General features: G+C 73.0%; 16 protein-coding genes and 1 tRNA gene. 1 reads left to right on the top strand and 16 read right to left on the bottom strand.

What is annotated here, in order from left to right:
* Nucleotides 1-27: 27 nt before the first annotated feature.
* The 14 genes from DEJ01_RS04415 to rplU all read right to left on the bottom strand — a co-directional run bounded on the left by DEJ01_RS04415 (nucleotide 28) and on the right by rplU (nucleotide 12,893).
* A complete protein-coding gene (locus tag DEJ01_RS04415; protein WP_111030520.1) occupies nucleotides 28-1,656 on the bottom strand; it encodes a DNA polymerase Y family protein in 1,629 nt (542 codons plus the stop codon).
* Nucleotides 1,653-2,492 carry a hypothetical protein gene (locus DEJ01_RS04410; RefSeq protein WP_181438353.1) on the bottom strand — a complete coding sequence of 280 codons (840 nt, stop codon included), beginning with the start codon at nucleotides 2,490-2,492 and terminating at the stop codon, nucleotides 1,653-1,655. Before DEJ01_RS04410 ends, DEJ01_RS04415 begins: the two co-directional genes overlap by 4 nt.
* Before the next feature lie 76 nt (nucleotides 2,493-2,568).
* The gene (locus DEJ01_RS04405) at nucleotides 2,569-4,086 is read right to left on the bottom strand and encodes an anthranilate synthase component I family protein (protein WP_111092302.1); all 1,518 of its coding nucleotides are present in this window, start codon (nucleotides 4,084-4,086) and stop codon (nucleotides 2,569-2,571) included.
* Nucleotides 4,065-4,988: an aldose 1-epimerase family protein gene (locus DEJ01_RS04400; RefSeq protein WP_111092301.1), complete on the bottom strand. Its 924-nt coding sequence runs from the start codon at nucleotides 4,986-4,988 to the stop codon at nucleotides 4,065-4,067. Before DEJ01_RS04400 ends, DEJ01_RS04405 begins: the two co-directional genes overlap by 22 nt.
* Before the next feature lie 79 nt (nucleotides 4,989-5,067).
* Nucleotides 5,068-5,140: transfer RNA gene (locus DEJ01_RS04395), tRNA-Ala, on the bottom strand.
* A gap of 108 nt (nucleotides 5,141-5,248) precedes the next feature.
* Nucleotides 5,249-5,623, bottom strand: coding sequence for a ribosome silencing factor (rsfS, locus tag DEJ01_RS04390; RefSeq protein ID WP_027464721.1), 375 nt, complete (start codon nucleotides 5,621-5,623; stop codon nucleotides 5,249-5,251).
* 132 nt (nucleotides 5,624-5,755) lie between these two features.
* Nucleotides 5,756-7,276: a hypothetical protein gene (locus tag DEJ01_RS04385; protein WP_111092300.1), complete on the bottom strand. Its 1,521-nt coding sequence runs from the start codon at nucleotides 7,274-7,276 to the stop codon at nucleotides 5,756-5,758.
* Nucleotides 7,273-7,872, bottom strand: coding sequence for a nicotinate-nucleotide adenylyltransferase (gene nadD / locus DEJ01_RS04380; RefSeq protein ID WP_027464719.1), 600 nt, complete (start codon nucleotides 7,870-7,872; stop codon nucleotides 7,273-7,275). Before nadD ends, DEJ01_RS04385 begins: the two co-directional genes overlap by 4 nt.
* Nucleotides 7,873-7,883: 11 nt before the next feature.
* Nucleotides 7,884-8,084, bottom strand: coding sequence for a hypothetical protein (locus DEJ01_RS04375; RefSeq protein ID WP_035807661.1), 201 nt, complete (start codon nucleotides 8,082-8,084; stop codon nucleotides 7,884-7,886).
* A gap of 40 nt (nucleotides 8,085-8,124) precedes the next feature.
* Nucleotides 8,125-9,390 carry a glutamate-5-semialdehyde dehydrogenase gene (locus DEJ01_RS04370; protein WP_071405563.1) on the bottom strand — a complete coding sequence of 422 codons (1,266 nt, stop codon included), beginning with the start codon at nucleotides 9,388-9,390 and terminating at the stop codon, nucleotides 8,125-8,127.
* A gap of 422 nt (nucleotides 9,391-9,812) precedes the next feature.
* Entirely contained in the window at nucleotides 9,813-10,631 is an 819-nt protein-coding gene (gene proB / locus DEJ01_RS04365; RefSeq protein ID WP_217499638.1) for a glutamate 5-kinase, read from the bottom strand.
* Between the two features lie 7 nt (nucleotides 10,632-10,638).
* Nucleotides 10,639-12,216: a GTPase ObgE gene (gene obgE, locus DEJ01_RS04360; RefSeq protein WP_111092299.1), complete on the bottom strand. Its 1,578-nt coding sequence runs from the start codon at nucleotides 12,214-12,216 to the stop codon at nucleotides 10,639-10,641.
* 104 nt (nucleotides 12,217-12,320) lie between these two features.
* Nucleotides 12,321-12,572 (bottom strand): 50S ribosomal protein L27, encoded by a 252-nt coding sequence (gene rpmA / locus DEJ01_RS04355; protein ID WP_017885976.1) that lies wholly within the window; start codon nucleotides 12,570-12,572, stop codon nucleotides 12,321-12,323.
* A 12-nt stretch (nucleotides 12,573-12,584) separates the two neighbouring features.
* A complete protein-coding gene (rplU, locus tag DEJ01_RS04350; protein ID WP_027464715.1) occupies nucleotides 12,585-12,893 on the bottom strand; it encodes a 50S ribosomal protein L21 in 309 nt (102 codons plus the stop codon).
* 179 nt (nucleotides 12,894-13,072) lie between these two features.
* On the opposite strand from rplU, the gene DEJ01_RS04345 reads away from it, so the two are divergent.
* Nucleotides 13,073-13,345, top strand: a complete 273-nt coding sequence (locus DEJ01_RS04345) for a DUF4031 domain-containing protein (RefSeq protein WP_071405560.1) — start codon at nucleotides 13,073-13,075, stop codon at nucleotides 13,343-13,345.
* Nucleotides 13,346-13,440: 95 nt separating this feature from the next.
* Here the strand turns inward: DEJ01_RS04345 and DEJ01_RS04340 are convergent, their stop codons facing one another.
* Both DEJ01_RS04340 and DEJ01_RS04330 read right to left on the bottom strand, forming a co-directional pair.
* Entirely contained in the window at nucleotides 13,441-14,370 is a 930-nt protein-coding gene (locus DEJ01_RS04340) for a hypothetical protein (protein WP_111092298.1), read from the bottom strand.
* Nucleotide 14,371: 1 nt separating this feature from the next.
* A complete protein-coding gene (locus DEJ01_RS04330) occupies nucleotides 14,372-17,368 on the bottom strand; it encodes an Rne/Rng family ribonuclease (RefSeq protein ID WP_181438352.1) in 2,997 nt (998 codons plus the stop codon).
* Nucleotides 17,369-17,650 lie beyond the last annotated feature (282 nt).

The following is a 17,650-nucleotide window of genomic DNA, read 5'->3' as shown; positions in this document are numbered from 1 at the left end:
CGCTCCTGTCGGTGGTGGTGGTCGGGGTCACGTCGCGATCGCCTCTGCCCACCAGCGGTGGTCCGCCAGCACCAGGTACCAGGCACGCCCCTCGGCGTCGACGAGCTGCAGCCGGTGCAGGCGTCGGCCGCCGGACTCCCACCACCGGACGACGAGCGGCCACGGACCCGCCCATGCCGTCACGGCGGAGAACCCGCCGCCCCGGTCGCCCTCGGCACGGAACCGGTCGGGTGCGCCGGACAGCACGCCGCGCTCGTCGACGTCGACGCTCGCACCGCCGGCGGCGACGACGTCGACCGGTCGGGGGCGCTCGAGCACGGTGGCGGGGGGCGGGCCAGGCAGCTTGCCGGGCCACGGGCGGTCGCGGACGGTCGCCAGGGCTCGCTCACCGCCGGCGGGTGCGTCGCCCCACGGCACGAGCACCACGCGCTCGGACAGGGTGCGGCCCCCACCGATGCGCGGACTCACCACACCGTCGTGGCCGACCATGCCCTGGATCCGGGCGAGGCCGTGGTGCACGCGCTCGTCCGGGCCGGAGCCCCACAGCCCGCGCTCGTGGTTCGCCATGTCGTCGACGGCGACCGGCTCGAGCACGACCGAGGTGACCGGCGCCTCGAGCCCGCTGGGGTCCACCCCGCCGGCGAGCTGCCACCGCACCCGGTCGACCACGTCGGCGGCGTCGAACCAGCGCGGGTGCGCCCAGGTCCGTTCGAGCAGGATGTCGCGCTCGTCGACGATCCCCACGCGGATGGTCGTCGCCACGAGCCCCGCGGCCCGGAGTCGCTCGGCGAAGTCGTCGGCGGAACGCCGGAACGCGAACGCGATCTGGTCGGCACGGTCCAGCGGGGGCTCGAACGACGCCTCGACCCGGAGTTCCGGCGGGATCTCACGCGCCGCGATCTCGCGGGGGTCGCGGCCCCCGGCCAACCGGTGCAGGAACGCCCCGGCCACGCCGAAGCGGTCCCGCACCTGTTCGTCGCCGAGTGCCGCGAAGTCGCCGAGCGTGGTGATGCCGAGCCGGTCGAGCACCGTCGTGAGGTCGGGGTCGCCGAGCACGCCGAGCGGCAGGTGCGCGAGGAAGTCCGCCGATCCCCCGACGGGCACGAGCCGCACCCGTTCGCCGGGACGCACCGGACGGGCCCGGGCGGCCTGGTCCGCCGCGAACGGGGTGTCGGCCACCCCGGCCCGCACCGCGGGGGCGCCGTGGTCGGCGGCGATGCCGGCGAGGGTCGCCGCCGCCGCGCGCTCACCGCCGTAGTACCGGGCCGGCCCGCGGGCGCGGAGCGCGAGGGTGCCCGGCCGCAGCACCTCGACCCCGGGGACCGCCGCCTCGACCGCACGGATGACGGGCTCGAAGGCGCGGTGGTCGAGGGCGTCGTCGTAGGGCTGCACGAGGAGCTCGGGGCACCGCGCCTGCGCCTCACGCACGCGGAGCCCCCGCACGACACCCTGCTCACGCGCGGACGCAGAGCTCGCGAACACGAGCCCCTTCGCGGTCAGGGCGAGGGGCTGCTCCGGCGGGGTGCCACCGGCCCGAGCCGCCGCGATGACCGGCCAGTCCGGGCACCAGAGCACGATCGTCCGGGTCGGGGGTGGTTCGGGCAGTGCCGCCCCACGCGTGATCGCGTCGGTCCGGACGCGCCCGGAGGCGATCACGACGCCACCGCCACGGGCCGCAGGACGCGGGTGTCCCCGGAGCCCACCGTCGGCACCGCTGTGGCGGCCCGGACCGCACCGTCGGCCGCGGGCAGGAGCAGCTCGGCGGTCGCCGGACGCACCGCGCCGGCACGCCCGGTCGCGGTCACGGTGGCCCGGCGCTCCGTCAGGTGGCCGTGGCCCTGACCGATGCCGCTCCACGTCGAGGACGTGACCCGCAGCGTGACGTCCGCCCCGGGCCAGGAGCCGAGCGCGACGAGTGCGCCACCGCGCTGTCGCAGGCGGGCCGACAGCCGTGCCACGTCGCCCGGCACGACCCGGCCGAGCGGTCGGGTGAGGACGATCTGAGCGACGTCGGCCATCGCCGCCGTCACGGCGAGCCACTGGTCACCCGGATCGGGGACGAGCACGAGCCGTTCGAGGTCGATCCCCGCGGCGGCGGCGGCTTCGATCCCGAAGGACGGCACCCCGACGACCGCACACCACGCCCCGGCCGCCGAGGCCGCCTGCAGCATCGTGATCGCGAGCAGCACCGACTCGGGGACGGCGTAGGTGCCACCGACCCGGATCGCGCCACCGGGCAGCAGGGGTTCGAGCGCCGGGGCCGTGGGCAGCCCGGCGGTGTCGACCCGGGTGGACTCCATGTCGGCCACCCGCGACCGCAGGGACGTGATGCGGTCGAGCGCGGCCCGGGCATCGCTCAGGTGGTCCGGCCCACGGCGCGCACCGCCACCGCCCGCACCGCTGCCGCCGCGTGCAGCACCGCTCCGCCCGCCCCGGTCCGGGGTGGGCGACCGGAGTGCCGCCGCCGTCTGCATGCCCTCATATTCGAACATGTGTTCGATGATGTCAATCGCGTCCGACATCCGTGGATAGTCCTGGTCGAACACGTGTTCGGATCAGGGCAGCAGCTCACCAGCTGGCGACCGCCCCGACTCCGCCGAGCACCGACCGCGTCTTGGTCTCGACCTCGTCCGCCTCGTCCGCGGGCACCGACGACCAGGTCACCGCTCCCCCGGCTCCGAGGGTCCGGGATCGCACCGCCCCCGACTCGTCGAGCACGGTCACGAGGCTACGGATCGCCACCGACAGGTCGACCGCCCCGCTCGCCGAGAAGTACCCGATCGCGCCCGAGTACACCCCGCGCGGCGCCCCCTCGAGCCGGTCCGCGATCGCCGTGGCACTGCTCTTCGGCGCGCCGGTCATCGACCCCGGCGGGAACGCCGCGTGCACCACGTCGGCCCGCGACGTCCCCGGCGGCAGCAGCGCCCCGATCGTCGAGACCAGCTGGTGCACGCTGGCGTACGTCTCGACGGCACACAGCCGCTCGACGTGCACCGACCCGGGCACCGCGGTCCGCAGCAGGTCGTTCCGCAGCAGGTCGACGATCATCACGTTCTCGGCTCGGTCCTTCGGGCTCGCCGCCAGGTCGTCCCGCGCAGCCGCGTCCGCCACCGCGTCGGCGAGCCGCCGCCGCGTGCCCTTGATCGGCTCCGCGAGCACCGCTCCGGCAGCGTCGATCCGCAGGAACCGCTCCGGTGACCGGCTCGCCACGCGCAGCGGGCCGAGCCGCAGGAACGCGCCGAACGGCACCGGGTCGGCCGCCCGCATCCGCAGGTACTCGCCCAGGTGCGGGTCCGTACCGGGGCCGCCACGGGCCTCCAGTCCGACCGCGAAGGCGGTGGTGAGGCAGACCTGGAACGCGTTCCCCTCGCGGATCTCCGCGCGGCACGCGTCGACCGCCCGCTCGTAGGCGGCGCGCGTGACGCGCCCGGTCGCCGTGGACACCCCGGCCGGGAGGCCCGCGGCCGCGTCCACGACGCCGACCGACGTCGCGGGGGTGGGCACCTCCTCGAGCCACGCGCGGTTCCGCGCACTGGCCGCCGGTTCCGCGTCGGCGACGAGCGCGAGCACCCAGGCGCCACCGGTGTGGTCGACGACGACGGCTCGGTCGACGAACCGCAGGTCGGCGTCGGCGTGCCCGTCGGCGGTGCGGTCCGGGCCGCCGGACTCGCGGCCGAGCTCGTAGCCGAGGAACCCGACCCAGCCCAGCGCGAACCCGCACCCGACGACCGGCTCGGGCAGGCGGGGCGTGCGTCGGAGCAGGTCAGCCAGCACCGCGAAGGCCGGACGCTCCTCGGACCGGGCGGGCCCGAACCACCCCTCGGCGGGCGCGGCGACCGTCAGGTGCGCGCGACGGTCCTGGTGCCGGAACCGGGCGGCGAACGGCCCGTCCGTCCACGCCAGCACGGAGAAGCGCGCCCGGGGCCGAGCCGTGGCGGGAGCACCGTCGGGCAGGCCGGAGTCGAGCCACACCAGGTCTCCGGCGACCTGCGCCGCCAGGGCCGCGAGGTCGGGGACCGGGTCGAGTCGGCGGACCTCGACGCGGACGCCGGGGTCGGGGGTGCTCAGATCGCGGCGATCGTCCATGCGGCGGCGTGCGAGGCACCGGACACGAGCACCACGAGGCCACGGTCCTCGCCGTCGTTGAAGGCGTCGGGGGCGCACGTCATCGGCTCGACGGCGAGACCGGCGCGGTGGTACTCGGGGACGACGTGGTCGGCGGTGTGCACCTGGGCCCAGCCGCACTCCGGCCCGAAGGCCGCACGGACCCCGCGACCGTCCGCCGCCGTGACCGCGATGGTGGCGAGGCCGGCGGCATCACGGTCGAAGCCGGTGAAGGCGTGGTCGATGAACCGGTCGCCGATCAGCGTGGGCGTGCGCAGGTCGAACTCGTCGTGCACGGGGACCAGGTCGGTCGGGATGAGCCGGTCCGGCGTCACCTCGAGCACCTGGGCGGCGGGGAGCGTCAGGGTCCAGTCGTCGACGGTGCCGGTACCCGCGACGAGGTACGGGTGCGGGCCGGTCCCCCACGGTGCGTCCTCGGCCCCGGTGTTCGTCCCGGTGATCGTCGTGTGCAGCCCCTCGGCGTCGAGCCGGTACTCCACGGTGACCTCGACGCGGTACGGGTAGCCCTGCTGTGCCTGGACGGTCGTGGCGAGCACCACGCGGTCGTCCGCCTGCTCCTGCACGCGGAAGTCCGCCCACGCGACGAGTCCGTGCAGGGCGTGGTGCCGTGCGGGCTCGGTGAGGGCCAGCTCGTGGTCGACGCCGCCGAAGGAGTACTCGCCGTCGACGATCCGGTTCGGCCACGGGGCCAGGACGGCACCGCGGAAGACCGGACGGACCTCGTCGGCGTCGAACGGGACGACCAGGTCTCGGCCCTCGTGCCGCAGGGTCCGCAGTGTCGCTCCGACGGTGGCGATGTCGGCCGTGTACCCGGCGGAGGCGATCGTCAGCGGGGACCCGGACAGCGGCGCGTCGTTGCTCATGCGCTCAGCGTATCGGGCCGCCGAGGCCCGCCGGGTGCACGAAAAACCCCGCCGTTCCGAGGAACGACGGGGTTGAGGGTGGATCTGAGGGGACTCGAACCCCTGACCCCCTGCATGCCATGCAGGTGCGCTACCAGCTGCGCCACAGACCCAGATCGTGCTGCTTCCGTACCAACCGGTTCCCCGGAGGCACCATAGAAGCGTACACCATGCGAACGCCGGGCAACGAAATCGAAGCCGTCACCCGGGCGCGTCGCTGATCAGGCGGTGTGGTCCACCGGGAGCTCGAGCGGGATCGTCGGGCAGTCGGCCCAGAGACGCTCGAGCGAGTAGTACTGGCGGTCTTCGTCGTGGAAGACGTGCACGATGATCTCGCCGAAGTCGATGAGGACCCAGCGGCCCTCGGTACGGCCTTCGCGGCGGAGCGTCTTGGCACCGAGCTCGAGGAGGCGTTCCTCGACGGCATCGGCGATGGACTGCACGTTGCGCTCGTTCCGACCGGTTGCGAGCAGGAACACGTCCGTGAGCTGCAACGGCCCGGTCACGTCGAGAGCGACGAGGTCCTCGGCCTGCTTGGCGTCGGCCGCGAGTGCTGCGGCCTGCACGAGTTCCAGTGCGCGAGTGGAGGCGGTCACGGATTCCTTCCGGTCGTCGAACCGACGGACAGCCGGTTCGCTTGATGGGTCACGATCATAAGCCACCCCGCCGACAGCGGCCAGGCCAGGGTCGGCGGGGTGGTGGAGAACGGACGTCGAGGACGGCAGCGGTCAGCCGCCGAACGCGTGGGTGGTGAGCAGTGCGGTGATGATGACGCCGGCCGCGGCCAGCCCGACCGCACCGACCGTCACACCGAGGATCAGCGGCGTGCGCGACTCCTTCGGCTTGGCGGCGGCGAGCACGACCTGACGGGTCGAGGTGTGGCTGGACACCGCGCGGCTGGCCCGCACCGGGCTGGCGTCGGTCTCGGGCTGCTCGTCCTGCTGCTCGAGCAGGCGGTCGACCTCGGCGCCGTCGATCGGCCGGTGCGACCCCGTCGACGACAGCGACGCCGGCAGGTCGATCGATCCGGTCAGGATCACCTCGCCCGTCGCGTTGAGCGCCCCGGTGGGGTCGGCCAGGGCCGAGTTCGGCAGGATGATCGCGTTCGTGTTCGTCACCGCGACGCGGCGGGTGCCCGTCTCGGCGTCGTGCACCTCGGAGTCGTTCGAGTCGTGCGCCTGCTGCGACCAGTGGCCGGCGGGCGGCGCGAAGGCCGTGGTCACCGGCTTCGGCTCGGTCGGGCGCTGGAACGCGGCGGGGACCTTCGGGGCCTCGGTCGCGGGCTCCGGCAGCGGCACCTCGTTGGTGTCGTCGTCCTCGGCGTCGAGCGAGAGCGGGAACACCGCGGGGGTCGCTGCTGCGGCGTTCGTCGGGATCGGCACCGGCGTGACGGCGGCCTGCGACCCGGCAGCGGGAGCGTCGTCGGCAGACCGGGCCGGAGCGTCCTCGGACGACTCGTCCGCCGGTGCGACGTCGGTCGTCTCCTCCGCAAGGGCGTCGGTCGTCTCCTCCGCAAGGGCGTCGGAAGCCGGGGCGCCGGTCTCCGGCGCATCGGACTCGGGGACGTCGGTCGCGGACGCGTCGGACTCGGTGACGTCGGCGGGCGGCGACCACGTCGACCGGTGGCGGCGGGGCTCCTCGGCGTGCGCGGCGGCCTCGTCGAGGGGCTCGAGCGCGTCCGGGGACCCGTCGGCCTCGGTGGCCTGGGCGACCGCGGCCTGGTCGAGGACCGTCGGGGCAGCGGGCTGCTCGTCGTGCGCGGCCTCGGCGTCCAGAGCGCTCTGCGGCGCGGCGGAGGGGTCGATCGTGTCCACCGACCCGAGGACGTCCTCGACGGTGCGGTCGGACGACTGGGGCGTGGGGTTCTGCAGCGGGACCGGCAGGACCGCCTGGCGCTCGGCGGCACGGAGCTGACGGATCTGCCGACGGGTGAGCCCACCGCTGCCGGGGACGATCTCGGTCGCGGAGGCCGGCGGGAACGGCGGCACACCGCCCGCGGGTGCCGACACCGGGACGGACGCGGCGGATCCGGGGTCGGTCTGCGCCGATGCCGGCGCGGACGACTGGGCGGGGCCACCGGGGGCCGGGGCGACGTGCGACCCCGGACGGCGACGGGACTCGGGGGTCTCGGCGGCGGGTGCGGCGACGGTCGGGGGCGGCGTCGCGGGCTGCGAACCGGCCGCGGCGGCACGCTCCCGCTCGCGCGCCTGGCGCCGCGACAGGGGCGGCTGCGCGTCGGACGAACTCATGCAACGCTCCGATACAGATGGTGCTTGGAGATGTACTGGACGACACCGTCGGGAACCAAGTACCAGACGGGGAACCCCCGTCGAACCCGGTCACGGCAATCCGTCGAGGATATGGCCAGTGCAGGGACTTCAAGCAAGCTTACGTCCCGCTCGGGCAATCCGGTGAGGCTCAAGGCGTGTCCCGGACGCGTCACGGCCACGAAGTGCGCGAGGTCCCAGAGACCATCATGGTCTTTCCAGTCGACGATCTGCTGAACGGCGTCTGCGCCCGAGATGAAGACGAGCTGGGCATCCGGTCGTTGTTCGTGCAGGTCCCGCAGGGTGTCGACGGTGTACGTCGGCCCCGGGCGGTCGATGTCCACGCGGCTGACGGTGAACATCGGATTCGACGCGGTGGCGATCACGGTCATCAGGTACCGGTGCTCGGCGTCGGTGACGTCGGACTTCATGTACGGCTGTCCGGTGGGGACGAAGACGACCTCGTCGAGGTCGAACGCCCGCGCCACCTCGGACGCCGCGACCAGGTGCCCGTGGTGGATGGGGTCGAACGTGCCACCCATCACGCCGATGCGTGGCCGTCCGGTGGTCTCGAGCATCGAGTGGTCGGTCAGATCTTGGTGTGACCGAACTCGTCGACACCCGTCTCGTGGTGGCGGGTGGCCTCGAACTTCTGGGAGTGGCGGTAGGCCACGTCGCGGAAGCTCCAGGTCACGAAGCCGAGGAAGATGAAGAAGAGGGCGCCGACCATAGGGAACACGAACGCGGGCGCCCCGGAGGCGTGCTCAGCAGCTTCTGCGAGGAGGGTCATCGTTCGTGCTCCGTTCGGTCGGGGAAAGACGCCGTTCAGTCTAGCCGCGGATCTGCCCGGACCCGCGCACGATCCACTTCGTGCTCGTGAGCTCCGGCAGGCCCATCGGACCGCGCGCGTGCAGCTTCTGCGTCGAGATGCCGACCTCGGCACCGAAACCGAACTCGCCGCCGTCGGTGAACCGGGTGGAGGCGTTCACCATCACGACCGCCGAGTCGACGGTCGCCAGGAACCGTTCGGCGGTGTCGACGTCGTTCGTCACGATCGACTCCGTGTGGTGCGTCGACCACCGGGCGATGTGTGCCATCGCCGCATCGACGTCGGGCACGACGCGGATCGACAGGTCGAGGTCCATCGACTCGGTCGCCCAGTCGTCGTCGGTGGCGCGGAGCACCCCGGGCACGATCGCCCGCGTGGCGTCGTCACCGCGCAGCGTGACACCGGACGCCCGCAGCCGGTCGGCCAGCAGCGGCAGGAGCCGTTCGGCCGCGGCCTCGTGCACCAGGAGGGTCTCGAGGGCGTTGCACACGCTCGGCCGCTGCACCTTGCTGTTCAGGACGATGTCGACCGCACGCTGCTCGGGTGCGGACGCGTCGAGGAACACGTGCACGACGCCCGCACCGGTCTCGATGACCGGCACCTGCGACTCGGTGACGACGGTCTGGATGAGCGCGGCGCTCCCCCGCGGGATCAGCACGTCGACCAGGCCACGTGCCCGCATGAGCTCGGTGGCACCGGCGCGGCCGAACTCGTCGATGGTCTGCACCAGGTCGCGGGGCAGCCCCACCGACTCGACCGCGTCCTGGATCCGAGCGACGAGCACGGCGTTCGTGTGCTGGGCCGCCGACCCTCCGCGGAGCACGACGGCGTTGCCCGACTTGAGCGCGAGCGAGGCGATGTCGACGGTGACGTTCGGGCGTGCCTCGTAGATGGCCCCGACGACACCGAACGGCACGCGCACCTGGGTGAGCTGGAGTCCGTTCGGCAGCTGCGACCCGCGCACGTGCTCCCCCACGGGGTCGGTCAGCCCGACGACGTGTTCGACCGCGGCGGCGAGGGCCTCGATCCGGACGGGGTCGAGTCGCAACCGGTCGAGCAGCCCGGACGAGAGCCCGCCGTCCTCGCCGGCGACCAGGTCGTCGTGGTTCGCGGCGACGATCTCGTCGGTCGCGGCACGCACCGCCGAGGCGATCGCACCGAGGGCGGCGTCCTTGACGGCGGTCGTCGCGGTCGCGAGCGCCGACGAGGCGGCCCGTGCCGCCACGAGCTTGTCGGTGAGGGTCGGGGCGGGCGCGATCGACGACATGGACCGATTGTAGGTCCGCCCCTCGGTTCGTGACGGGCTTGCCGGACGCTCGCCGTGCCTCCAGGCCCGGTCCGCCGCTCCAGCGGGCACGACACGTCGTCACCCGCCTGCCGAGCGGTCACAGATCGTCGCTCCGCGCCGCCCATACCGACGGTTCCCGACCGTTCGACGGCGTCCCGACGGGGAGTCGTGACCGCCTGGAGGCCCGGCACCGGTCTCCGGACCCGCACCGGGCCTCCAGGCGGTCGCGTCCACCCCGCCGACCGGTCACGACACGTCGTCCTGCGCCACGCGAGCGGTCACAGACCGTCGCTCCGCGACGCCCCCACCGACGGCCTCCGACCAGTCGGCGCCGTCCCGACGGGGAGTCGTGACCGCTCGCTGCCGCCGGCGCGACGGGGCGCGGCGCACTGCGGACTGCGTCAGGGACGCGGCGCGGCGTGGAACCAGGTACCGAGGTGTTCGCCCGCCAGCGCGCGGTCGACCAGCGCCGTGTCGGTCACGAGCACCGCGGTGCCCGCCTCGGCCGCGAGTCGCGCGGCGGCGACCTTGGTCCCCGCTCCCCCGGTGCCGACGCCGGCGGTGCCGATCGAGCCGAAGGTGACCCCGGCGAGCTCGTCGCCGAACGGCACCTCGTCGATGCGGGTCGCGCCGGGCTGCTCCGGGGGTGCCGTGTAGAGCGCCTCGACGTCGGACAGCAGCACGAGGGCATCGGCTCCGAGCAGCCGGGCCACCAGGGCCGCGAGCCGGTCGTTGTCGCCGAAGCGGATCTCGTGCGTGGCGACGGTGTCGTTCTCGTTCACGATCGGGAGCACGCGCAGGGCGAGCAAGCGGTCGATGGCGCGCTGGGCGTTCACCCGGTGCGTGGGGTTCTGCAGGTCACCGGCGGTGAGCAGGATCTGCGCCGCGACGACACCGTGCCGGTCGAGTTCCTTCTGGTACCGGAACATCAGGACGTTCTGCCCGGTGGCGGCCGCCGCCTGCTGCGTGGCGAGGTCGTCCGGCCGGCCCTCGAGTCCGAGGAACGGGAACCCGGTCGCGATCGCACCGGACGACACGAGCACGACCTCGGTCCCCCGGCCGTAGGCGGCGGCCAGCGCGTCCACCAGGGGGCCGATCTGGCCGGCGGCGTCACCGCTGACCGAGGACGAGCCGACCTTGACCACGATCCGCCGCGCACGCGGGATGTCCTCGCGCCGTGTGACGGGTCCGAGGTCGGTGCGGGCGGTCGTGTCGGTCATGCCGCGGTCAGTCCTTCTGGTCGCTGGTCTCGACCTGGTCGGCGTCGAACTGGTCGCCGGTGCCGAGCTGGTCGCTGGTCACCACCTCGTCGTCCACCCAGAGCCCGGAGACGCGCTCCTGCTCGAGCTCGGCACGGGCGGCCGCCTTGGCGTCCATCCGCTCGAAGTACTCCTCGCGCCGCTCGTTGCGGGTCGGACGCGACGTCGCACCGATGCGGGCGTCGGTGCCACGGGCGCTCGTGATGAGCTCCGCGGTCGACGTGAGCGTGGGCTCCCAGTCGAACACCATGCCGCCGTCGCCACCGATGACGACGGTGGAGCCGGCGACGGCTCCGGCCTTGAACAGGCCGTCCTCGACGCCGAGCTTCGCGAGCCGGTCGGCCAGGTAGCCGATCGCCTCTTCGTTCGTGAAGTCGGTCTGCTGGACCCAGCGCTCCGGCTTGGCGCCGCGGACGCGGTAGAAGCGGTGCTCCTCGCCGCCCTCGGCGCGCACGGTGAACGGCTTCTCGTTGACCGAGCGGGGGCGGAGCACGATGCGCTCCGGGACCGGCTCGGCCGCACGGGCGGCGCGGGCCTGCTCGACGATGTCGGCGAGGGCGAACGTCAGCTCGCGGAGCCCCTTGCGGGACGCCGTGGAGATCGAGAAGACGCGGTAGCCGCGGCCCTCGAGCTCGGCGGTGACGAACTCGGCCAGCTCCTGCGCCTCGGGCACGTCGATCTTGTTCAGGGCGATGAGCTGCGGGCGCTCGAGCAGCGGCACCTGGCCCTCGGGGACCGGGTAGCGATCGAGCTCGCCGAGGATGACGTCGAGGTCGCTGATCGGGTCGCGGCCCGGGTCGAGCGTGGCGCAGTCGATGACGTGGAGCAGCGCCTCGCACCGCTCGACGTGGCGCAGGAACTCGAGCCCCAGGCCCTTGCCCTCGGACGCGCCCTCGATCAGACCGGGGACGTCGGCGACGGTGAAGCGGGTGTCACCGGACTCGACGACGCCGAGGTTCGGGGTGAGGGTCGTGAACGGGTAGTCCGCGATCTTCGGCTTGGCGGCGGAGACGGCCGCGATCAGCGAGGACTTGCCGGCGCTCGGGAACCCGACCAGGGCCACGTCGGCGATGGTCTTCAGCTCGAGGCTGATGTCCCCCGCCCAGCCCTCGGTGCCGAGCAGCGCGAAGCCAGGGGCCTTGCGCTTCGTCGTGGAGAGCGCCGCGTTGCCGAGGCCGCCCTGTCCACCGGGGGCCACGACGACGCGCATGCCGGGCTCGGTGAGGTCGGCGATGACCTCGCCGGACTCGTCGTACACCACGGTGCCGACGGGCATCGGGAGCTCGAGGACCTCGCCGCTGACACCGCTGCGGTGGTCACCCATGCCGGGCTGCCCGTTCTTCGACGAGCGGTGCGGCGAACGGTGGTAGCCGAGCAGCGTCGTCACCTGCGGGTCGGCCACGAGCACGATGTCGCCGCCGTCACCGCCGTTGCCGCCGTCGGGCCCGGCGAGGGGCTTGAACTTCTCACGGCGGACCGACACGCAGCCGTTGCCGCCGTGCCCCGCGCTGAGGTGCAGGGTCACGCGGTCGACGAAGGTCGCCATGGGTCCACTCCAGGTGTTTCGTTGTGCCGACGGGATCGTCGGCGGGAAAAGCGAAGGAGGGGCGGGCACTCGGCCCGCCCCTCCAGCTGCAGTCGTTCGAACGACTACGCGTTGACGATGTTGATGACCTTGCGGCCACCCTTGGTGCCGAACTCGACCGAACCGGACGAGAGGGCGAACAGCGTGTCGTCGCCACCGCGGCCGACGTTGGCGCCCGGGTGGAAGTGCGTGCCGCGCTGGCGGACGATGATCTCGCCGGCGTTGACGACCTCGCCACCGAAGCGCTTCACGCCGAGGCGCTGTGCGTTCGAGTCACGACCGTTGCGAGTGGAACTCGCACCCTTCTTGTGTGCCATGAGTTGACTCCCTTACGCGATCTTGGTGATCTTGACGCGGGTCAGCTCAGCGCGGAAACCCTGGCGCTTCTTGTACCCGGTCTTGTTCTTGAACTTCTGGATGATGACCTTGGGACCACGGAGGTCGTCGAGCACCTCGGCGGTGACGGTCACGTTCGCGAGCTCGGAAGCCGCCGACGTGATCTTGTCACCGTCCACGAGGAGCACGGGGGCGAGGTCGATGTTGCCCTTGTCGTCCGCCTTGGCACGGTCGATGGTCAGGATGGTGCCGACCTCGACCTTCTCCTGACGGCCGCCGGCGCGCACTACTGCGTAAACCACGTGGAAATCCTTACGTAACTCTGCTTGAGGGAAGTCTCGGGTGCCCACTTCTGCACGAGCGGCTCCCGGAAGGCCGGGCCCGATCGGCGACGCAGGCAGAACGGCCCGCTGACACCAGGGACCGAGAATACTCGATCACCCTGGGTCCGGTCAAACGGCGACACCCGTACGATTGCACGGTGACCGTGTTGATCGACCCACCGACGTGGCCCGCCCACGACACACTGTGGTCGCACCTCGTCAGTGATGAATCCTACGCGGAACTCCACGCGTTCGCTGCGCGGGCCGGTGTGCCGCGCCGTGCGTTCGACCACGACCACTACGACGTCCCGCTCTCGCGGTACGACGAACTGGTGGCCGCTGGCGCCTCGGCCGTGACCGGACGCGAGCTCGTGCTGCGGTTGATCCGCAGTGGGCTGCGCGTGGCGCAGCGGGACAAGCGCGGTCTCTGACCGACCGTCCGGACGCCCGGGAGGCGCGGTGCTGGCCCGCCCCGCCCGGCACCGCCCACGGTGCGCCGCCGGCTCGCAGGGCCGCGCGAACGGGCTCAGCGGGGCGCTGGACCGCCCCAGGGGTTCGCCGGGGGCTGCTGCTGGTCTGGGCGTGGCCCGGCGCCGTACTGGCCGCCGTACTGGCCGTGGGGGTCGGGCTGCACGCGCCCCTGCCCGTACGGTGCCGGCGGCTGCTGCTGTGGCTGCTGTGGTGCCTGCGGCTGGATCGTCGAGGGCGGGACCGCGTCGGCGGGTCGGACGGTCCCCGGCATCCCCGGGGTCGTCGACGTGCCTCGTCCGCGGCGCGGCCGACCGAGCCAGAGCCAAGCCGCCGTGGCGGTCGCCAGGAGCATCACGGTGAACGGCAGACCGTTCTGCAGCGGTCGTGTGAGCACGTCGATGACGAGCTGGGAACCGCCGGCGGTGGCCGCTCCGAACGAGCCGGTGAAGACCCCGACGAGCATCAGGGCCACCGTGCCCGCGGCGCCGGCGAGCACCACGCGGAGCAGGAGCCTCGGCAGCGGGCTGCGGCGGTCGATCGGCGTCAGGAACGCCAGGGCCAGGAACGCGCCGACGTAGTACGGGAACGGAGCCACGAAGACCCCGGTCGTGAAGCTGCCGAGCAGGCTCGTGCCGGCGCCGTAGTGCCGGAACGGACTGACCACGAGCGAGGTGCCGAGCAGCCCGAAGAGCCCGGACACGAACTCGACGAGCACCAGGGCCACCACGGCGATGAGCGCACCGGCCGTGTTCGTCACCGAGGCGCCGGGCGCGAAGGCCCGGCGGGGGTCGGCCGGGGCACGGGGCGGCCGCGGCGGGGCGTACGGCGCGCCGGCACCGGGCTGACGCCCGTACTGCGGCACACCGCCCTGCTGCGGCGGCACCGGGCCGCCGGGCTGCTGGGCACCCGGGCCGGGCGGTGCGGGCTGGGACCAGCCCGCACCGTAGTACCCACGCTGCTGCTGCGGGTCGCCCGGGTTCGTCACGTCAGTTCCCCAGGATCACTGCGCCGTCGGAGCCGTCGGCGTCGTCGGTCGACTCCTCCGTCGGCGTGGCGGGAGCGCTGATGCTCGGCGACGAGACCCGGCGGGAGCGCGAGCGCCCCTGTCCGGGCTGCTTCGGCTCCGGGAGCGCCTGGAGCACCGAGTCGAGCAGGGACTCGGCGTCCGGGGCGACCGCGCGGGGCTCGCGCTTGGGCGCCGCGGCGATCGGGATGTCCAGGATCGCCACGGTGTTGTCGGTCGGCGTCACGGTGGCGCTCGAGCTCACGCGACGGCGGGCCGGGGCCTTCGCCTTCGGTGCGGCTGCGGGCTCGGTGACGGCCGGAGCAGCGACCTTCGGCGCGCGAGCCTCGGACTCGACGATCACGGCGGGCTCAGCGGTGACCGACGACCCCGGCGCGTCCGACTGCTCGGCAGCGGGTGCCTGCGGTGCATCGGTGGCCCGAGCGTCGGCAGCGGCCTGCTGGTCGCCGCTCTGCTGGTCTCCGCTCTGCTGCTCTGCCCCGCGGCCGCCACGGCCACGGCGACGACGCTTCGAACCGGTCGGCTGCTCGCCACCCGTGCTGTCCGGGCCGGTCGACGCGTCGGCCGACGACGGTGCCGTGGCCTCCGTCGCGGTCACGGCAGCCGCTGCGGCCTCCTGCTCGTCGTGCGACAGGGTCGATGCGGCGATCCGCGACAGCGCGTTCTTCACGTCGTCGGTGATCTGGTGCGCCTGGCCGGAGGCACCGTTCGACTGCCCCGAGGAACCGGAGTTCCCCTTGCCGCCGTTGCCGTTGCCGTTGTCGGATCGGCCGTTCTCGTTGCCGTTCCCGCCGCGGCCCTTGCGACGGCCCTTGCTCGGGCCCGGGTCGGCGTTGTTGTCGTTGATCTTGGCGTTGACCTCGTCGAGGGACTCGCGCAGGCCGACACCGATCTTCTTGCGGGTCATCTGCACGAGGCCGAGCGAGGTGATCTCGGCGACCTGGTGCTTCGTGCGGTCGCGGCTCAGGCACTCGACCAGGCGGCGGAGCACGAGGTCGCGGTTCTCCTCGAGCACCATGTCGATGAAGTCGACGACGATGATGCCGCCGATGTCGCGCAGGCGGAGCTGGCGGACGAGCTCCTCGGCGGCCTCGAGGTTGTTCTTCGTGACCGTCTCTTCGAGGTTGCCGCCGGAGCCGACGAACTTGCCGGTGTTGACGTCGACGACCGTCATGGCCTCGGTGCGGTCGATGACGAGCGAGCCACCGGAGGGCAGCCAGACCTTGCGGTCGAGCGCCTTGTCGATCTGCTCGTTGAGGCGGAACTCCTCGAAGGAGTCCGGGCCCTCGTAGCGGACGACGCGGTCCTTGAGGTCCGGGGCGACGGCCGACAGGTACTCGTCGATGGTGCCACCGGCGGCCTCGCCGTCGATGATCAGCTTCGTGAAGTCCTCGTTGAAGACGTCACGCACGATCTTGATGAGCAGGTCCGGCTCGGAGTGCAGCATGACCGGGGCGTGGCCACCGGCGACCTTCTTCTGGATGGCCTCCCACTGGCTGGTCAGGCGCTGCACGTCGCGGGTGAGCTGCTCCTCGGTCGCGCCCTCGGCAGCGGTGCGCACGATGACGCCCGCGTGCTCCGGCAGGACCTCCTTCAGGATCTTCTTCAGTCGGGCACGCTCGGTGTCCGGCAGCTTGCGCGAGATCCCGTTCATCGAGCCGTTCGGCACGTAGACCAGGTAGCGACCCGGCAGCGAGATCTGGCTGGTGAGGCGGGCACCCTTGTGGCCGACCGGGTCCTTCGTGACCTGCACGAGGACCTTGTCGCCCGGCTTGAGCGCTGCTTCGATGCGGCGACCGTGGTTGCCGGTCTCGACGGAGTTCCAGTCGACCTCACCGGCGTAGAGCACGGCGTTGCGACCGCGACCGATGTCGACGAACGCCGCCTCCATCGAGGGCAGGACGTTCTGCACCTTGCCGAGGTAGACGTTGCCAATGAGCGACACGTTCTCGGACTTGGTGATGTAGTGCTCGGCGAGGATGCCGTCCTCGAGCACGCCGATCTCGATCGTCGACGAGCTGGAGCGGACGATCATCTGGCGGTCGACGCTCTCGCGGCGAGCGAGGAACTCGTCCTCGCTGACCACCTGACGGCGGCGTCCGGCATCGCGGCCGTCACGACGGCGCTGCTTCTTCGCCTCGAGTCGGGTCGAGCCCTTGATGCGCTGCGGCTCGGTGATGAGCTCCGGCTCGCGGCGGCGCGGCTCCTGGTGATCGCGCGGCTCGCGGGCCTCGCGGTCGGCGCTCGAACCACGGCGACGCGAGCGACGGCGCGAGCCGCCCTGGTCGTCGCGGTCGTCGCGGTCGCGGTCGAAGCGGTCCTCGCGGTCGTAGCGGTCGTCCTCGTCGCGGTCGTGGTCGCGGTCGCGGTCGCGGTCACGATCGCGCTCGAACCGGGGCGCGCGCTGCGGCAGCTCCGGCAGCACCGGCGCGTGGAAGATCAGGCTGAGCGTGCTCGTGGCCTTCGGCACGAACGGCTCGTCGGCGGGTGCGGCGTCGCCGCTCACCTCGGCCGTCGGTGCGGCGTCGGCCGGACGGGAGGCGCGGTCCGCGTCCGCCCCGTCGGTCGCGGTGGCCGACCGGTCGCCCGTCACGACCGGCAGGTCGCCGGTCAGCGTGCTCACGTCGTGCGGCTCGGCACCGCTGTCGGCGACCGCCTCGACCGCGACGGAGACCGCCCCGGTGTCGGTCGGCTCGACGGGCGACGCCGGCGATGCCGGGGAGTCGGGCGAGTCCGGCGAACCGGGAGAGTCCGGCGAACCGGCCGACGCGACGCTGGCCGCGGGACGGGCGTCAGCGCCGCCCGTCAGCGCGAGGGTCTCGTCGGCGTGGGGTGCCTGCTCGGCGCCCCCACGGGCCTCCTGGCCGGACGACCGGGCGCGGCGACCGCCGAACAGGCGGCTCCGGCGCTTCGGCGCGTTCTCGTCGTTGGTCGTGTTGTCGTTGTTCTGCTCCACCATGGACTGGTGCACTCCTCGGCCCCACTCGCACCCTTTCGGGTGGCGGGAATTCTGTGTCGTGGCGGGCGGCGTCGACGCCCCCGCGCTCGCTGTCTCGTGATCGGTCCGCGTCAACTTCTCGTTGCGTCCGCGCCCGTTCCGGTCCGGGCACCCGGCCCGTTCCGGCTCGGCATCGGAGTGACGCTGCCCGACCACAGTGCGCTCTCACCGCACCGGATCGTCCGGGTTCGGCCCGGTGGGGCGTCACTCGGAAAGCTCTCTTCGGTGTGCGGTTGGCCGCAC

The organism is Curtobacterium sp. MCLR17_040, from assembly GCF_003234735.1.
GTDB lineage: Bacteria > Actinomycetota > Actinomycetes > Actinomycetales > Microbacteriaceae > Curtobacterium > Curtobacterium flaccumfaciens.
Note: the sequence above shows the minus strand (reverse complement) of the source record. Positions and strands in the feature narration are given on the sequence as shown.